Source organism: Proteus sp. CA142267, assembly GCF_003336825.1.
Classification (GTDB): Bacteria; Pseudomonadota; Gammaproteobacteria; order Enterobacterales; family Enterobacteriaceae; genus Proteus; species Proteus terrae.
Genome location: NZ_QPMG01000009.1, coordinates 86,415 through 104,144, shown reverse-complemented (window position 1 = coordinate 104,144; position 17,730 = coordinate 86,415). Strand labels below are relative to the sequence as shown.

The 17,730-nt window shown below is 38.8% G+C and carries 16 protein-coding genes; 5 read left to right on the top strand and 11 right to left on the bottom strand.

Annotated features, from left to right (window positions below):
* The first annotated feature begins 11 nt into the window (after positions 1-11).
* Positions 12-251 carry a hypothetical protein gene (locus tag C0T34_RS14460; protein WP_098941676.1) on the top strand — a complete coding sequence of 80 codons (240 nt, stop codon included), beginning with the start codon at positions 12-14 and terminating at the stop codon, positions 249-251.
* Between the two features lie 92 nt (positions 252-343).
* Here the strand turns inward: C0T34_RS14460 and rluF are convergent, their stop codons facing one another.
* From rluF to typA, 5 genes are all read right to left on the bottom strand, one after another.
* On the bottom strand, positions 344-1,225 hold the full coding sequence (gene rluF, locus C0T34_RS14455; protein WP_098941675.1) for a 23S rRNA pseudouridine(2604) synthase RluF: 882 nt from the start codon (positions 1,223-1,225) through the stop codon (positions 344-346).
* 174 nt (positions 1,226-1,399) lie between these two features.
* On the bottom strand, positions 1,400-2,314 hold the full coding sequence (gene fabY / locus C0T34_RS14450) for a fatty acid biosynthesis protein FabY (RefSeq protein ID WP_098941674.1): 915 nt from the start codon (positions 2,312-2,314) through the stop codon (positions 1,400-1,402).
* A gap of 36 nt (positions 2,315-2,350) precedes the next feature.
* Positions 2,351-2,788 (bottom strand): D-aminoacyl-tRNA deacylase, encoded by a 438-nt coding sequence (dtd, locus tag C0T34_RS14445; protein ID WP_072064855.1) that lies wholly within the window; start codon positions 2,786-2,788, stop codon positions 2,351-2,353.
* 67 nt (positions 2,789-2,855) lie between these two features.
* Positions 2,856-3,473, bottom strand: a complete 618-nt coding sequence (gene yihX, locus C0T34_RS14440; protein WP_109850371.1) for a glucose-1-phosphatase — start codon at positions 3,471-3,473, stop codon at positions 2,856-2,858.
* A 460-nt stretch (positions 3,474-3,933) separates the two neighbouring features.
* Positions 3,934-5,769 carry a ribosome-dependent GTPase TypA gene (typA, locus tag C0T34_RS14435; protein ID WP_088494327.1) on the bottom strand — a complete coding sequence of 612 codons (1,836 nt, stop codon included), beginning with the start codon at positions 5,767-5,769 and terminating at the stop codon, positions 3,934-3,936.
* A 359-nt stretch (positions 5,770-6,128) separates the two neighbouring features.
* Here typA and glnA point away from each other — a divergent pair, with 359 nt between their 5' ends.
* The 3 genes from glnA to glnG all read left to right on the top strand — a co-directional run bounded on the left by glnA (position 6,129) and on the right by glnG (position 10,206).
* The gene (gene glnA, locus C0T34_RS14430; protein ID WP_098941672.1) at positions 6,129-7,538 is read left to right on the top strand and encodes a glutamate--ammonia ligase; all 1,410 of its coding nucleotides are present in this window, start codon (positions 6,129-6,131) and stop codon (positions 7,536-7,538) included.
* 186 nt (positions 7,539-7,724) lie between these two features.
* A complete protein-coding gene (glnL, locus tag C0T34_RS14425) occupies positions 7,725-8,771 on the top strand; it encodes a nitrogen regulation protein NR(II) (protein WP_098941671.1) in 1,047 nt (348 codons plus the stop codon).
* A 10-nt stretch (positions 8,772-8,781) separates the two neighbouring features.
* Entirely contained in the window at positions 8,782-10,206 is a 1,425-nt protein-coding gene (gene glnG / locus C0T34_RS14420; protein WP_098941670.1) for a nitrogen regulation protein NR(I), read from the top strand.
* Positions 10,207-10,226: 20 nt separating this feature from the next.
* Here the strand turns inward: glnG and hemN are convergent, their stop codons facing one another.
* The 6 genes from hemN to C0T34_RS14395 all read right to left on the bottom strand — a co-directional run bounded on the left by hemN (position 10,227) and on the right by C0T34_RS14395 (position 16,987).
* Entirely contained in the window at positions 10,227-11,600 is a 1,374-nt protein-coding gene (gene hemN, locus C0T34_RS14415) for an oxygen-independent coproporphyrinogen III oxidase (RefSeq protein WP_098941669.1), read from the bottom strand.
* A gap of 861 nt (positions 11,601-12,461) precedes the next feature.
* A complete protein-coding gene (locus C0T34_RS14410; protein WP_109850370.1) occupies positions 12,462-13,118 on the bottom strand; it encodes a DUF799 domain-containing protein in 657 nt (218 codons plus the stop codon).
* Positions 13,115-13,468, bottom strand: coding sequence for a DUF4810 domain-containing protein (locus C0T34_RS14405; RefSeq protein WP_098941667.1), 354 nt, complete (start codon positions 13,466-13,468; stop codon positions 13,115-13,117). Before C0T34_RS14405 ends, C0T34_RS14410 begins: the two co-directional genes overlap by 4 nt.
* A 24-nt stretch (positions 13,469-13,492) precedes the next feature.
* Complete coding sequence (locus C0T34_RS14400) at positions 13,493-14,167, bottom strand: CsgG/HfaB family protein (protein WP_075671346.1); 675 nt, start codon at positions 14,165-14,167, stop codon at positions 13,493-13,495.
* A gap of 341 nt (positions 14,168-14,508) precedes the next feature.
* Entirely contained in the window at positions 14,509-14,664 is a 156-nt protein-coding gene (locus C0T34_RS18155; RefSeq protein ID WP_162556833.1) for a hypothetical protein, read from the bottom strand.
* Positions 14,648-16,987 (bottom strand): Tex family protein, encoded by a 2,340-nt coding sequence (locus tag C0T34_RS14395; RefSeq protein ID WP_109850369.1) that lies wholly within the window; start codon positions 16,985-16,987, stop codon positions 14,648-14,650. Before C0T34_RS14395 ends, C0T34_RS18155 begins: the two co-directional genes overlap by 17 nt.
* Before the next feature lie 181 nt (positions 16,988-17,168).
* Between C0T34_RS14395 and greB the strand changes: the two genes are divergently transcribed.
* Positions 17,169-17,648, top strand: coding sequence for a transcription elongation factor GreB (gene greB, locus C0T34_RS14390; RefSeq protein WP_098941665.1), 480 nt, complete (start codon positions 17,169-17,171; stop codon positions 17,646-17,648).
* Positions 17,649-17,730 lie beyond the last annotated feature (82 nt).

Here is a 17,730-nt window from a genome sequence, read left to right as displayed (position 1 = left end):
GTGGAGTTTTCATGTCTGACGAAGATTTTTCCCCTGAAAAAATATCTTTAAATGCGTTTCAACAATCTCCTTTAACTGCACTTGAAGATACCAGCACACTGCTTGTGTGTGATGACAACAAAACTCCGTTGTTCTATTGCCTTTCTAAAGAAGACTACGATTCATTGATTGAGCGAGTTATGGATGCTGAACTTGCAGCGATCGTACTTGAACGTCGGCAAAATAAATTAGATGAACTTGATTTAGACTAATTTTATCGATGTATAATTTGTCTTAAATAGAACAAACAAAAAACACCCTTTCAGGTGTTTTTTTGTTTTTATCGCGTCATTCAAAAATAAACTTAGCGTTTTTTCTTTTTACGACCAGGCTGAACAAAACGCTTACGGGAATTATTTTCCGTTTCTTTGGTTTTTGTTTGAGGAATATGAATACCCAATGCTTTTGCATTACTACTAATTTGTTTTTTCGGCTTATTTTGCTTTGGCTTTGGTGGTGCTTCAGACGTTGATTTTTCAATCGCTTCAAATAGTGTAATTAGTTCATCATCGGTCAAATCACGCCATTCACCAACAGGCAATCCTGATAAGCTCACATTCATAATACGAATGCGTTCAAGCTTAGTGACTTCATAACCAAAATATTCACACATACGACGAATTTGACGATTTAATCCTTGGACTAAGGTAATACGAAACACCATCGGCGCTTCTTTCTTCACCTTACATTTCTTGGTTTTTTGTCCCATGATAGGAACACCTGCACCCATTCCATGAATAAACTCATCTGTGATCGGCTTATTCACTGTCACAAGGTACTCTTTTTCGTGATCATTACCTGCACGTAGGATTTTATTCACTAAATCGCCGTGGTTGGTCAGGAAAATCAATCCTTGTGAATCTTTATCTAAACGTCCAATTGGGAAAATACGAGTACTGTGGTTAACATAGTCAACAATATTATCTTTTTCGCCATCATCTGTGGTACTGACAATTCCCACTGGCTTATTCAGTGCAATCAAAACCAGCTCAGAGTTATCCTGTGCTTCAATCAATCGACCATTGACTTTAACTTCATCGCCAGCAAATACTTGGTCGCCAATACCGGCGCGTTTGCCATTAATAAGGACAAGTCCTTGCTCAATATAGCGGTCAGCCTCACGGCGTGAGCAGATCCCGCTTTCACTGATATATTTATTAAGACGAGTAGATAAATTGGTATCCATGCTTCCCTCCGTAAACTGCGAAATATACATCAATTGGATAGCGATAGAAACACTATAAAATAAGCATCAAAGCATAGATTAATTATCTCCACGCTTTAACGTAAAAAAAATAACAAAAATGTTCGCAGGAAAGGTAAAAAACAGATTAAATTCAATTAATTAAATAGAATACACTTAACGCTGCTTATTTTGTGAAGGCAAAACAATATAAGTACCACTAAAAACAGCACCCACGCCTTCATCACCACAAATATCAACATCTAGCTTAATGCGAGCCTTGCTGCCCTTCGCTAATCGCCCTAAATCCCCGCTTAAATTTTCCATATCTGCAACGGCCGCAGGACGCCCTGATACAGGTTTGCGATAACGAATATGAGCATCCACCAGCACAATATCACCTTGCAGCTTATGCTCTCGCATTAATAGCCAAATCAATCCCCAACCTGTTAATGTTGCGAGTGAAAATTGGCTGCCTGCAAAAATAGTGTGATGAGGATTTTGGTTTCCCGCTTCTGGGATAGTGGTATAAAAACGAGTTCCCGTATATTGAGTAATACGTAATCCCATTTTCTCACTTAAAGGTATATGTTGATGCCACTGTTTTTGTAACTCAGCACACCAATCTGGTCGATGAAGAATATCATCTAAAGACTCTATACTTTTTTTCATAAAAAAGTGCTTAATGGGTGTGGTTTGAGGACCAGTGACTAGACCACAATTTTCATAACCCAATTTTTCAAAGAAGTTTACAGACTCTTCTCTTGCACTACACACGATCCGTTTTATACCTTCTTGGCGAGCCAATGATTCTAGCGCCATGGCGACAAGAGTGCCTAAGCCTTTACCTTGTGCATCTGTACGTACTGCCATAAAGCGGATAGCGCCTTCGTTATCCGCATTAATATAAAGTCGTCCAATCGCGACAGGTTGTCCTGTTTCATCGACAACCATTTGGTGATGAGCAAAGGTATCATAACCGTCTTTTTCAGAGCCTTCAGGTTGATGTAGAGGTTTACGAAGCATTTCCCAGCGAAAAGCATAATAGGCATCAAATTCCGCCTCTGTTTTTGGGGTTCGCAAATGGTACATATCTGAGCTCCTTTTAACATCACTACATGTTCGACGTTATACCTGCAACCAAAAGGTGACTGGGCCGTCATTAGTCAGTGTGATTTGCATATCCGCGGCGAATTGGCCTGTTTGTGTTTCTAAACCTTGCTGCTGACATTGTTCTATAAAATAGTGGTAGAGGTTTTTCGCTAATTCAGGGGGCGCACCATTCGAAAAACCAGGGCGCATTCCTTTTTGTGTTTCTGCTGCCAGTGTGAATTGAGAGACGACTAATAAACTACCACCTGCTTGTTGCACATTTAGGTTCATTTTATCGTTTTCATCGCTAAATATGCGATAACCGCACACTTTTTCACATAATCTTTTGGCTTTCTGTTCGTTGTCGTCTTTCTCTACACCTAATAAAACCAACAAACCTTGATTAATAGCGCCGACCGTTTCACCTGCAATATCCACTTTTGCCTGTGTCACTCGTTGAATTAACGCGATCATACTCTCTCCAAAATAAATCAATAAAAAAGGATAACAAATTCAATCCATTGTTATCCTTACAATAGCATTATTCTTCTACTGGGAGAGAAAAATCATAATCTTGGAAGTAGTCAATGACAGTCTGTTTATCAATGACATGTACACCCTTCATACCCACAGCAATAGCTGCATCAACATTGGCTTTTACATCATCAAAGAAAACAGCATCTTGTGCTTCAACATCTTCAGATTCTAAAACATACTTAAAGAGTTCAGGATCAGGTTTTCTCATGCCAAGATCTTGCGACAGGTAGAGAAAATCCGCAGAGGCTGCAATTTCAGGATAGTGTTCTGGCCAGTAATCTTGGTGTAAACGGTTAGTATTTGATAACACTACAACCCGATGTCCTTGTTCTCTTAGTTTATTCATTATATCAATGACTTCAGGTCGTACTGCGATAAAAATAGCCTGCCATCCTTCAGCGAATTGCTCAAAGCTTAAGCTCATGCCAAGTTCTGAGTTAATTTCTTCAGCAAATTCGATATCTGTAATATTACCGCGCTCATGTAATTTAAACACTTCGCCTGCTGTGAAATCCTTTTTTAGGCTCGCTAATGGAACACCACTGAGTTTACTCCATACTGCGAATACTCGGTTAAAATCGATATCAATAATCACATTACCCATATCAAAGATATAAAGCATAAATCCTCTCCATAATAGAAAACTCATTTTACTTTAATCATAAATCGCTTTACTGAACAGGCTTAAACACCAAAAAAGTACAATAATCACACTTAATTTTTTTGTAAAACATAAAACCAGAATAGGTAAGACGAAAAATGAGACTAAAAGCATCATTATCTATAATGCATAATAGGGTGGATGATGACTTTTGATATTGATACCAGAAAAAAATACTTAAATTGTAAATGCAACTTGAGGAATAAAAGGTAAGAAAAGAGAGGCAGGAAGAGAAAAACTTATGCGGTGGCAAATTTTCCACCGCATTCGTCTTATAGTACAACTAGTACCACATACTCTAAATAATTTAAGTTACAGCTAGGCGACTAGTTAAACGCAGCCAACTCTGTAACTTGAAGTATGACGAGTATAAACTCAGGGCGCTAACGCGCCCTAAGAATTATGTTATCAGAATAACGAATTAGTCTTTGCTACGGTAAGCACGACGACGATCGTTTTCTGACAGATAACGCTTACGCAGACGGATAGACTGCGGAGTAACTTCAACTAACTCATCGTCATCAATAAATTCTAATGCTTGTTCTAATGTTTGTTTCAGGTGTGGAGTCAGCGTTGTCGCCTCATCTGTACCAGAAGCACGCATGTTGGTCAGCTTTTTACCCGTCAAGCAGTTTACTGTTAAGTCATTAGAGCGAGTATGAATACCAATCACTTGGCCTTCATAAACTTCTGCACCATGAGTAACGAATAATTTACCGCGGTCTTGTAAGCTATACAGTGCGTAAGCAACGGCTTTACCTTGGCCATTAGAGATCATAACACCATTATTACGGCGACCGATTTCACCTGGACGAACATCATCATAGTGACTGAATGTTGCATACAGTAAACCAGTACCTGATGTCATGGTCATAAATTCAGTACGGAAACCAATCAGACCACGGCTAGGGATTATGTAGTCTAAACGTACACGTCCTTTACCATCTGGTTGCATATCACGCATTTCGCCTTTACGCTCACCCATCGCTTGCATCACATCACCTTGGTGTTGCTCTTCAATGTCGATAGTAACTTGTTCGAAAGGCTCTTGTTTACGGCCGTCAATATCACGGAAGATAACTTTAGGACGAGATACACCTAATTCGTAACCTTCACGACGCATATTTTCAATCAGAACTGACAGGTGAAGCTCACCACGACCTGATACACGGAATGCATCTGGATCTTCAGTTTCTTCTACACGTAATGCAACGTTATGGACTAACTCTTTTTTCAGACGATCTAAAATCTGGCGAGAAGTCACAAACTTACCTTCACGACCACAGAAAGGTGAAGTATTAACACAGAAATACATGCTAACAGTTGGTTCATCAACGGCTAATGCAGGTAATGCTTCAACAGCTCCTGTTTCGCAGATCGTATCAGAAATATTCAGTTCGCCTAAGCCAGTGATTGCGATGATATCGCCAGCTTCTGCTACTTCAACTTCGATACGTTCTAAGCCTAAGTGACCTAACACTTTACCGACCTTACCATTACGAGTATTACCTTCGCTATCGATGATAGTCACTTGCTGGTTAGGTTTAACCTTACCACGCTTGATACGACCGATACCGATAACACCCATGTAGTTGTTGTAGTCCAACTGAGAAATTTGCATCTGGAATGTGCCTTCCAGATCAACTTTTGGTGGCTCTACATATTTGACAATAGCTTCATATAACGGAGTCATATCTTCAGCCATGTCATTGTAATCTGTTCCCGCAATACCGTTTAATGCAGATGCATAGATAATTGGGAAATCAAGTTGTTCGTCAGTTGCACCTAAGTTTACGAACAGGTCAAATACCTGATCAACAACCCAGTCTGGACGCGCACCAGGGCGGTCAACTTTATTGATAACAACAATTGGTTTTAAGTTGTTAGCAAACGCTTTTTGTGTCACAAAACGAGTTTGTGGCATTGGGCCATCCATCGCGTCAACCAGCAATAGAACGCAGTCTACCATAGACATAACACGTTCTACCTCACCACCGAAGTCGGCGTGTCCTGGGGTATCTACGATATTGATACGATAGTCATTCCATTTAATCGCTGTATTTTTCGCAAGAATAGTAATTCCGCGCTCTCTTTCGAGATCATTTGAGTCCATCACGCGCTCAGCAACGGTTTCACGTTCACCGAACGTACCGGATTGCTGTAGTAATTTATCGACGATAGTTGTTTTACCATGGTCAACGTGGGCGATGATGGCGATATTACGCAAGTTTTCGATCACAAAATTTGCCTCAGGCATTGTAGAAATAAGCGCAGTATTGTACACGCTTTAGACGAGAGACTAAACAAGATCACAATAATGATTGCTTAACAATATGCAATTAATTGAATTGTGATCCTTTTCACGCCTCAGAATTTAGTAGCATCCGTTCAATTGCACCAAAACAGTGCAACCAATTAGGCTTAATTTGCACCAATTTTGTGCAATAATTAAAAAATCACAGGAGATATTCTACACTAAACTTCATCAATACAGTATATATCCCTTTTTAGATAAGTTGGCATGCTTTTCGCAATAGAATTTAGGTGAGCAAAAAATTCACCGAAAAATGTGTAAGGCCACTGCACTCAATAAAACCATTCGCCAGGAGAGTTCCTATGTCCCTTGAACATGTGTTATCCATGATTGAAGAACATAAAGTTAGATATATTGACTTACGTTTCACTGATACCCGCGGTAAAGAACAACATCTTACTATTCCGGCTCATCAGGTTAACGATGATTTCTTTGAAGAAGGAAAAATGTTCGATGGTTCTTCTATTGGTGGCTGGAAAGGCATTAACGAATCAGACATGGTACTGATGCCAGATGCAACAACCGCAATGCTTGACCCATTTTTCCAAGATCCAACTCTGATTATTCGTTGTGACGTTTTAGAACCTGGCACAATGCAAGGTTACGATCGCGACCCACGTTCTATCTCAAAACGTGCTGAAGACTATTTAAAATCAAGTGGTATCGCAGACACAGTGCTGTTTGGACCAGAGCCAGAATTCTTCCTGTTTGATGATATTCGTTTCAAAAACGATATTTCAGGCGCTTCTTACGCTATCAATGATATTGAAGCTGCATGGAATACAAATACCAAATATGAAGACGGCAACAAAGGTCACCGCCCAATGGTTAAAGGGGGTTATTTCCCACTACCACCTGTCGACTCATCACAAGATATTCGTTCTACTATGTGTAACATCATGGAAGAAATGGGCTTAGTTGTTGAAGCTCATCACCATGAAGTAGCAACTGCGGGTCAAAATGAAGTGGCTACTCGCTTTAATACTATGACCAAAAAAGCAGATGAAACCCAAATTTATAAATACGTGGTACAAAACGTCGCTCACGTATTTGGTAAAACAGCAACCTTTATGCCAAAACCATTAGTTGGTGATAATGGTTCAGGTATGCACTGCCATATGTCACTGTCCAAAAACGGTGTAAACCTATTTGCAGGCGACAAATACGGCGGATTATCTGAAATGGCGCTGTATTACATCGGCGGTATTATCAAACATGCTCGTGCATTAAATGCATTTACTAACCCAACCACTAACTCTTACAAACGTTTAGTTCCGGGTTTTGAAGCACCTGTAATGCTGGCTTACTCTGCACGTAACCGTTCAGCGTCAATTCGTATTCCAGTTGTTGCTAGCATGAAAGCACGCCGTATTGAAGTACGTTTCCCAGATCCGTTAGCAAACCCTTACCTTGCGTTTGCTGCGCAGTTGATGGCTGGTCTTGATGGAATTATCAATAAAATTCACCCTGGTGATGCTATGGATAAAAACCTCTATGACTTACCACCAGAAGAAGCGAAAGAGATCCCAACTGTCGCAGGTTCATTAGAAGAAGCATTAAATACATTAAATACAGATCGTGAATTCTTAACTCGCGGTGGTGTATTTACTGATGATGCTATTGATGCTTATTTAGAGTTATTACGTGCTGATGTTCAACGTGTACGTATGGCTCCACATCCTCTTGAATTTGAAATGTATTACAGCGCTTAAGACTATTTTTACTAATAAACACTTAAGCCTAGATGTAAAACTGTTTTTTTTTGCCGTGAAGCTATTTTGCCCATCTTCGGATGGGCACTTTTCTCCCACTTAAGGAGTCAGTCTTTTCACTTACGCATTGGTTCATTAATGTAATAAAGGTAAGATGCACTAAAATGGTGCAATGGGGTATTCAATATGGAAACGGCAGACTTACCTGACAACTCATTAATTTTAGACTCATTGATACACTCTGTATTGGTTATCAACAAAGAGTTTATTATTTGCTACGCAAATCATTCTGCGTTACAGGTTTTAGCACAAAGCCGTCGAAAATTATTTGAAACGCCTTTCACTGCCCTTTTCAGCTATTACTCTTTTGATGCTGATTTAATGCGTGAAACATTAGCGAATGGACAAAGCTTTACCGACAATGAAGTGATATTGGTTGTTAATAACCAATCACACACAATGTCGCTCAGTGCCCAACCTATTTCCGAGCAACATATTTTGCTGGAACTGGCGCCTATGGATAGTCAACGCCGGTTAAGCCAAGAGCAGATCCAACAAGCCCAGCAAATGGCTGCTAGGGAATTGGTTAGGGGGCTGGCACATGAAATTAAAAATCCGTTAGGAGGATTACGAGGCGCGGCTCAGTTGCTGGCAAAATCCTTACCTGATCCTGCCTTAACGGAATACACGCAAGTCATTATTGAACAAGCTGATCGCCTACGTGTGCTAGTGGACAGATTACTCGGCCCTCAACATCCAGGGACAAAAACACATCAGAGCATTCACCATGTTGTTGAGCGCGTTGCTCAGCTTATTTCACTCGAATGCCCTGAAAATGTTACCTTGCTAAAAGATTACGATCCGAGCTTACCTGAGTTATCGCACTACCCAGATCAAATAGAACAAGTACTCCTAAATATTACACGTAATGCGTTACAAGCCGTTGAAAAAACAGGAGGGACGATTATTTTACGTACCCGTACTGCTTTTCAAGTCACACTTCATGGCGAACGCCATCGCCTTGTTGCTCGCATTGATGTGATTGATACTGGTGATGGCATTCCTCCTCATCTGCAAGATACACTTTTTTATCCCATGGTTAGTGGTCGAGAAGGTGGCAATGGGTTGGGGTTATCTATTGCACGTAATTTAGTGGATCAGCATGCAGGTAAAATTGAATTTACCAGTTGGCCCGGAAATACTGAATTTTCTATTTATTTACCAATTAAGTAGGAGATAACCAATGCAAAAAGGAAATGTATGGGTTGTTGATGATGACAGCTCTATTCGCTGGGTACTTGAACGCGCTATTTCTCGTGAAGGTCTGTTATGTAAAACCTTTGAACATGCGAATGATGTACTTAATGCACTTAATGCAGAAATACCTGATGTATTGTTATCAGATATTCGCATGCCTGATATTGATGGTTTATCTCTTCTAAAAATAATTAAAGAACAATATCCAACTCTGCCCGTGATTATTATGACGGCACATTCTGATTTGGATGCTGCTGTTAATGCCTATCAACAAGGGGCATTTGATTACTTACCAAAGCCGTTCGATATCGACGAAACGTTGGCATTAATTGATCGCGCCATTACTCATTATCGTGAGCAAAAACAACCAAATACCAATGATACTTCATTGCAATCAGTTTCAGATATGATTGGCGAAGCACCTGCAATGCAAGAAGTTTACCGCATTATTGGTCGGCTCTCTCGCTCTTCAATTAGTGTGCTGATTAATGGGGAATCAGGGACAGGGAAAGAGTTAGTGGCACATGCATTACATCGCCACAGCCCAAGAGCTTCCTCTCCTTTTATTGCCTTAAATATGGCAGCCATCCCTAAAGATTTGATTGAATCAGAGCTTTTTGGTCACGAAAAAGGCGCATTCACAGGAGCCTCTCAAGTACGTCAAGGCCGATTTGAACAAGCGAACGGTGGCTCACTGTTTCTTGATGAAATTGGCGATATGCCTCTTGATATTCAAACACGTTTACTGCGGGTTCTTGCTGAAGGGCAATTCTATCGAGTCGGTGGTTATGCTCCTGTAAAAGTCGATGTGCGTATTATTGCCGCTACACATCAAGATTTAGAAAAACGAGTTCAAGCAGGCGATTTTCGTGAAGATCTCTATCATCGACTCAATGTAATACGCATTCAGTTACCTCCATTACGCGATAGAACCGAAGATATTCCCAGCCTAGCGCGCTATTTTCTACAAAAAACAGCTAAAGAATTAGGTGTCGAAACCAAAGTGCTTCATCAGCAAAGTTTGCAAATAATGATGGAATACAACTGGTCAGGTAACGTCAGACAATTAGAGAATGTGTGTCGCTGGTTAACGGTAATGACGGCAAGCCAAGAGATTATGCCTCAAGATTTACCACAAGAAATTCGCCAACCTGATGAGAAAGCCAAAAATATCAGTCGAATTGCTTCTTCTCAACATTGGTCACAGCATCTTTCATTATGGGCAGATGAAGCATTAGGGGAAGGGAAAGAAAATATCTTAACAGATGCCCTGCCTCAATTTGAACGCACGCTATTACTTAGTGCTTTGGCATACACACAAGGGCATAAACAAGATGCGGCAAGATTATTAGGTTGGGGTAGAAATACATTAACCCGTAAATTAAAAGAGTTAGGGATAGAGGAATATTGATCCCCAACCCCCTTCATCGATTAAATAACACGCGAGAATTGACGTTGGCGCATTTGATTTCGCAAATAAGTATCAAAACACATACAGATATTACGAATAAGCAAACGTCCTCGTGGTGTAACTTGAATACCATCTGCTGTTATTTCAACTAAACCGTCATCCTTCATTGGCACGAGTAATTCTAAATCTTCTTTAAAGTAGTCATGGAAAACAATATTGTGCATTTTTTCAATATCAGAAAAACGCAGACTAAAATTACAAATTAAGGTTTTAATTACATCTCGGCGAATACAATCATCATTAGTCAGAGATAAACCTCGCCATAATGCATTCCCTTCACTATTTACACGCGCATAATACTCTTTCAATACTTTTTCATTTTGCGCATAGTTATCACCTAACATACTTATTGCAGAAACTCCCATACCTAATAAGTCACACTCTTCATGAGTGGTATAGCCTTGGAAATTACGATGTAAAATACCTTTGCGCTGAGCAACTGCTAATTCATCATCAGGTTTAGCAAAGTGATCCATACCAATAAACTGATAGCCGTTTGTTGTCAGCGTAGAAATTGTTTCTTGTAATATTTCTAATTTTTCTTCAGCTAAAGGGAGATCTTCATCTTTAATTTTACGCTGAGCAGCGAATAAATTAGGTAAATGTGCATAATTGAAAACACTCAATCTATCAGGTGATAATTCAATAACGCGTTTTAATGTAAAGGCAAAGCTCTCTTTGGTTTGCTTAGGTAAACCATAAATTAAGTCAATGCTGGTGGAGTGAAAACCCACTTCACGCGCACGCTCTACCAATGCAAAAATAAACGCTTCATCTTGCTCACGATTAACTTTTTGTTGTACTTCTTTATTGAAATCTTGCACACCCATACTTAGGCGATTAAATCCTTCGTGACGCAGATGGTCGATAACATCTAGCTCAATTTCACGAGGATCGATTTCAATAGAGAGTTCTGCATTATCAACAAAATGAAAATGGTGGCGTAATAGCGAAACCAATCGGCTAATTTGTTGCTTATCCAGAAAAGTAGGTGTCCCCCCGCCCCAATGCATCTGAGTCACTTTTCTGTCTTTAAAATAACGAGCTCTGTTAATAATTTCTTTTTCTAAAACATCAAGATATTCATCTGCCTTATGTTTATGCCGCGTAATAATTTTATTACAGCCGCAGAAATAGCACAGCTTATGGCAGAAAGGGATATGAATATAAAGCGATAAAGGGCGCTCAAGATAACGTTGAGTCGCTTTGATAAAATCATCATCGCCATATTGCTGATTAAACTCTAATGCTGTTGGGTATGATGTATAGCGAGGACCTGAATAGTTATACTTATGGATCAGGTCAAGATCCCAAATAATTGTTTGTTCTGACATGCCTCTACCTTCCAAAAGTGAACCGCTGATATTTCATACCAGCAAACAGACATTATGAATATCTGAAAGAATAGTGTAACCAATAAATCGGGAACTGGATATGATCGAAAGGGGTATCGTATAAATCCCTTTCTTCTTATTGATAGGCGATAACACTCAAATATACGACGTGATATAAATCACATTATGTAAAAATAATCTTATCCATTAAAGATACTCATGAATAAATTAAGTTTATTCAATATGTTAGTAATCTCAATTCATCGTGAAATATCAGAAGAAAACTTTCACACCGAGTTTAAAACGATATATTACTCAAAATACGATTTAAATTAATTAAATATCTCGTTATATTAGTTTTATTATTCTTTTATTCCCTCTTAATTCGATGATTATAATAATAGTAACAATTATATCTTTACCTAAATTATAATATTACATATCCTAGAGACAAACATTGATTAATATCCAACTAAGTCGTGTTTTGATTTAAATTTGAGGCTCATTTAAAGAATAAAGGTCGCTATATTACAAGGAAAGATAGCATCCCCCATACCTTATCTTATTCTAATTGACGTTTCTCTTATTTAATCAGTCTCTTTTATATACCCGAATTATGGATTATTAACCACGGAAGGAAACGGACTAGCAACCAAGGATGGTTTATCTCTTCAATAACAATTCATCTCTTTTATTCACTCTTCTATTTCACGTTTATCTTACAATAAATATATGTAGCATTACCTAACACCAAATAAGAATAATTATTATTTATTACCTATAAATAAAATAAGGCTCTACTTATTCTAAAGTTAATAAGCAGAGCCTTTCTCTTTATTATACTTATTTTATAGCATTCATTTATTCTGCTTCTTTACCATAATTAGGAGAACGAGGGCCATACAGAATGCCATTCGCATTTCCAGCAGAAAGTAAACGGACACTGGCTATACCTGCAATTTGATAGCTTTTATCTGATACTGTATTCACGATTTGATTCACAACCGCTGAAACCAGCATCCCGACTAAACTACTCGATGAGCTTTCTGTTTCTGTGCTTGATGCCGTTGCAGAGCTGCTCCACAACACACCACCATTACGAAGATCAACAAGCTTAGCAGCAACAGTAACTCTCGTATCACTAGAAATAATTTGATATGACGTTCCAAATTCTATGATATCTAAGTATAAAACAGCATCAGCACCAAAGATTTCACGTAATTTATTAGGACTTACTGCATGAATATCCCCAGCCATAGATAAGCCATTTTGCTTAAATGTCTCTTCAACGACAGCAACAGGGAACACATAATACCCAGCTTCCGCCAATGGATACGTCACTTGAGATAAGAAACTGTGTCCAGCTCCAACTTCTGTTGTATGGTTCTGAGGCACCAAGACTAAAATGCTTTTTGGTTTACTCTGTTTAAATGCGGAGTAATCTGTTTTAACAGGCTGGGCACAACCTGTTAATACCAGCGCAAAAGCCAAACAAATTAAAGTAAATAAGCGGCTCATTTTTGCATTCCTTTATTTTTCATCAGACGATCCATAAATTCCGCTGATTCTGGGTAAAGTGCTTTCTCTTCACTAAATTCAGCCATAGCTAAATCTAACGCACCCGTTGCACCGTATAACATACCTAAATGTGCATGTAATCCTGGTGGAATACCTAATGATTTAGCACGAGAAAGCTCAATACTTTTCTTTAATGCATCGATTTGTGCTTGAGGATCACTTTCACTTTGTTGATAGTGCTGATACACCACTTGTTGATAACTATCCCAGTTATAAAGTGGTTTAGGGCCACTTGCACAGCCCGTCAGCAATAATGCACCCAAAACAAGTCCTATTAATGATTTAGACATCGTTATATCCTTATAAAATGTGCATTATTTTGAAGGCTGCCAAGCATTGCTTTCAATACCTGCAACTAAGTTATTAACCGCTTCACGAATAGCTAAATCAAGCACTTTACCGTTAAGTGTTGAGTCATAGCTTGCTGTTCCACCAAACCCAATGATTTCACGATTAGAAAGCTCGTATTCACCCGCACCTTGAGATGAGAACACCACTTCTGAGGTATTCACATTCACAACGTTTAAGTTCACTTTGGCATAAGCAACTTGTGTTTTACCCCGGCCTAAAATACCGAATAATTGACGGTCACCAACTTCTTTACGGCCAAATTCAGTGACATCGCCAGTGATAACATATGTTGCACCTTTTAACTGTTGGCTTTGTCCTTTAATGCCAGCTTCTTCTTTTAATTCAGATAAGTTAGCTCTATCTAATACATTAAAACGCCCTGTTTGCTGTAAATGCGTCATTAAAATCGTTTTGGATTGATTTCCTAATCTATCAACTCCATCAGAGAATATTCCATTCATATAACTAGAACGATTATCAAACTTACCAATAGAAATAGCGCTCTTAGTGCCTGTATAAGTTGTGTTATAGGTTGCAACTTTAGCAACTTCTAAAGAACGTGAAGATTCTGATGCACACCCTGCAAGTAATGATGCAGAAACCAAGATCAAACCAAGCGATAATTTATTTAAATTCATATTAATAACCCAATAAAGGTGAAATAAACCTATAGATATTCATTCTATTAATTGAAGTAGAGTTGATATAAACGGAAATAATAATTTTCAGTTTTAGCTCATAAAGCTCACACTTATAAACCTCAGTAATAATAAGGTTAAAAGATAAATCAGCTCTTATTTATAATATAAAGGCAATCAGCGACGGGGAGAATAGAAGATGGGTGATAAAAATAATAACAAATAAATATAGAGATAAAATAGAGAATGCTTTATCTATTATTTTATCAATATCCCTTAAGTCAGTTTAAAATTGAACTTATAAAAAAATGAAAAAGAATTTGTATGATGTTGCTATTTTATTAGTTTTTATAAATATCTTTATCTAAAAAAACATCTAAATAACGTGTAATAAAAAACGTGATATAACCAATATTGGTTACATCACGCTCATTATTTTCACTCTTTTTACCGACTAATACGGTAGCAATAAATACACTCTTAGCGTTTTTTTCCAAATGCCGCAGCTAAAGCGTCACCCATTGCACTATTTCCCGCATTATTACCATTATTTATTGTCTGACGGTTATTACGAGCTGGTTTCTGTCCTTTGTTGTTTCTAGCTGAATTCGTGTTATTTGATGATGATTGTTTTTTATCACTATCACCTGCGACTTCATCTAAACGCATAGTCAGTGCAATGCGCTTACGAGCTAAATCAACCTCTAGAACTTTAACTTTAACAATATCGCCCGTTTTCACCACTGTGTGTGGATCTTCAATAAATCGGTCTGCTAACGAAGAGATATGGACCAAACCATCTTGGTGTACACCAATATCAACAAATGCACCGAAATTAGTCACATTAGTCACAGTTCCTTCAAGGATCATGCCACTGACTAAGTCATTCATTGTTTCAACACCTTCAGCAAAAGTTGCAGTTTTAAACTCTGGACGTGGGTCACGTCCCGGTTTTGCTAACTCTTTTAAGATGTCATTAATTGTTGGTAAACCAAATTGCTCTGTAATAAATGCTCTAGCATCTACTTGTGAAATTAGGGCGCTATTGCCCATCAAATCATCAATTTTTTGATGTGTAGATTGCAGGATATTTTCAACTACTGGATATGCTTCAGGGTGAACCGTTGAGGCATCTAGCGGATTTTTACCATCTCGAATACGTAAGAAGCCGGCGCATTGCTCAAAGGCTTTTGGCCCTAAACGCGCCACTTTGAGTAGCTGTTTTCTATCAACAAAACGACCATTTTCATCACGCCAGCTAATAATATTTTGAGCAATAGATTGGCTAAGCCCAGCAACACGCGTTAATAACGGTACTGATGCTGTATTTAAATCAACACCAACACCATTCACACAGTCTTCAACGACAGTATCAAGTTTTCTCGCTAATAATGTTTGGCTAACATCGTGCTGATATTGGCCAACCCCAATCGATTTAGGATCAATTTTCACAAGTTCAGCCAAAGGATCTTGTAAGCGACGTGCGATAGAAACTGCACCACGGATAGAAACATCCAAATCAGGGAATTCATTAGCCGCAAGCTCTGACGCTGAATACACCGATGCACCTGCTTCACTGACAATCACTTTCTGCGCTTTGACTTCAGGGTAGCGTTTTACTGTTTCAGCGAAAAAGCGCTCTGTTTCACGAGATGCCGTACCATTACCAATCGCCACCAGTTCAACATTATACTTAATACACAACGCAGCGACACTTGCTGCCGCTTTATCAGCTTGTCCTGTATGTGGATAAATGGTATCTGTGGCAATTAATTTACCAGTACTATCAACAACCGCAACTTTAACACCGGTGCGTAGACCAGGATCAAGTCCCATTGTGGTACGCATGCCAGCAGGAGCCGCCATCAGTAGATCATTAAGGTTACGAGCAAAAACATTAATCGCTTCTTCTTCCGCTTTTTCTCGTAATTGGCTCATTAATTCTGTTTCAATATGCATCAAAACTTTAATGCGCCAAGTCCAACTAACAACGGCTTTACGCCAGCTATCAGCAGGTTGATTATTTAAACGTAATCCTAAATGTTCCGAGACCAGTTGTTCACCGTAGCTCTCTTTAGGAGCTTCTTCAAATTGTGGATCTGGATTGAGTGATAATTGAAGTATCCCTTCATTTCGACCACGAAACATAGCTAATGCGCGGTGAGAAGGAACATTCGCGATAGGCTCATGATGATCAAAATAATCACTAAATTTCGCACCTTCGGCTTCTTTTCCTTCAATCACTTTGGCAACAAGATGCGCATTTTTCCATAAATATTGACGAACTTTTGCCAATAATCCGGCATCTTCTGAAAAACGCTCCATTAAAATGTAACGCGCGCCATCTAAAGCCGCCTTCGTATCATCAACACCTTTTTCTGTGTTGATATAAGCGGTTGCCGTTTCTTCTGGATTATTTTGTGGTTCATTCCACAGTAAATCCGCTAAGGGTTCTAATCCATTCTCAATCGCAATCTGACCACGAGTACGGCGCTTAGGCTTATAAGGAAGATAGAGATCTTCGAGCTCTGTTTTACTTTGAGTTTCATTAATTGAAGAGTGCAATTCGGGCGTCAGCTTTCCTTGTTCTTCAATTGATTTTAAAATTGTTTGGCGGCGATCGTTGAGTTCCCGTAGGTAACCGAGGCGAGTTTCTAATTGACGTAATTGCGTATCATCTAATCCGCCTGTGACCTCTTTACGATAACGGGCAACAAATGGCACCGTATTCCCTTCATCCAGTAACGTTATGGCCGAAAGGACTTGCTGGGGCTTAACCGAGAGCTCATCTGCAATAATTCGGCTTAATGATTCATTCATAAAATATTTACCTACCGAGAGGAATAGTTAAAAAAGATGGCTATTATACACGCAGAGCACTAAAAAAATTTGGCAAATTTCCCATCTAGCTCGACAATTATGAGGAAATTAACAGATTATTTTAACATTCACGCTATAGTACCTTTATGAAATTCAATGTTGATGATAGTTTTTATTCGTAATGGCAAAAAGTAACTATATTACTCGTGATGGCTGGTATGCCTTAGACAAAGAGCTAAAATATCTTTGGAAAGAAGAGCGACCGCGTGTTACACAATCGGTTTCAGAAGCAGCGGCACAAGGTGACCGTTCAGAAAATGCTGAATATATTTATGGAAAGAAGCGATTACGTGAAATTGATAGACGTGTTCGTTTTTTATCAAAACGACTTGATGAATTAAAAATCGTTGATCCTGATCCTCGCCAAGAAGGAAAAATCTATTTTGGTGCTTGGGTCACACTTGAAGATGATGACGAAAACGTCAAAACCTTTAGGCTTGTGGGTCCCGATGAGTTTGATCCAGCAAAACAGTGGATTTCTATTGATTCCCCTGTTGCCAGAGCGCTTATTGGTAAACAAGTTGATGATGAAATCAGTGTGCAAACACCAGGTGGTGAAGTTAATTACTGCGTATTATCTATCAAATATCATTCGAAATAAGATAAATAAATAGTTTTATGTCCTTCCCTAGAGTCAATGAACAAGTTTTATCTATAAATTATTAACATTTATTCTTTGGTTT

Bases quoted from the DNA above. Each gene is read 5' to 3' on its own strand.
- glnG (WP_098941670.1), top strand. From the start codon at position 8,782: ATGCAAAAAGGAAATGTATGGGTTGTTGATGATGACAGCTCTATTCGC.
- dtd (WP_072064855.1), bottom strand. From the start codon at position 2,788: ATGATCGCGTTAATTCAACGAGTGACACAGGCAAAAGTGGATATTGCA.
- glnL (WP_098941671.1), top strand. From the start codon at position 7,725: ATGGAAACGGCAGACTTACCTGACAACTCATTAATTTTAGACTCATTG.
- typA (WP_088494327.1), bottom strand. From the start codon at position 5,769: ATGCCTGAGGCAAATTTTGTGATCGAAAACTTGCGTAATATCGCCATC.
- C0T34_RS14405 (WP_098941667.1), bottom strand. From the start codon at position 13,468: ATGTCTAAATCATTAATAGGACTTGTTTTGGGTGCATTATTGCTGACG.
- yihX (WP_109850371.1), bottom strand. From the start codon at position 3,473: ATGCTTTATATCTTTGATATGGGTAATGTGATTATTGATATCGATTTT.
- hemN (WP_098941669.1), bottom strand. From the start codon at position 11,600: ATGTCAGAACAAACAATTATTTGGGATCTTGACCTGATCCATAAGTAT.
- C0T34_RS14410 (WP_109850370.1), bottom strand. From the start codon at position 13,118: ATGAGCCGCTTATTTACTTTAATTTGTTTGGCTTTTGCGCTGGTATTA.
- C0T34_RS14460 (WP_098941676.1), top strand. From the start codon at position 12: ATGTCTGACGAAGATTTTTCCCCTGAAAAAATATCTTTAAATGCGTTT.
- glnA (WP_098941672.1), top strand. From the start codon at position 6,129: ATGTCCCTTGAACATGTGTTATCCATGATTGAAGAACATAAAGTTAGA.
- C0T34_RS14400 (WP_075671346.1), bottom strand. From the start codon at position 14,167: ATGAATTTAAATAAATTATCGCTTGGTTTGATCTTGGTTTCTGCATCA.
- rluF (WP_098941675.1), bottom strand. From the start codon at position 1,225: ATGGATACCAATTTATCTACTCGTCTTAATAAATATATCAGTGAAAGC.
- fabY (WP_098941674.1), bottom strand. From the start codon at position 2,314: ATGTACCATTTGCGAACCCCAAAAACAGAGGCGGAATTTGATGCCTAT.
- greB (WP_098941665.1), top strand. From the start codon at position 17,169: ATGGCAAAAAGTAACTATATTACTCGTGATGGCTGGTATGCCTTAGAC.
- C0T34_RS14395 (WP_109850369.1), bottom strand. From the start codon at position 16,987: ATGAATGAATCATTAAGCCGAATTATTGCAGATGAGCTCTCGGTTAAG.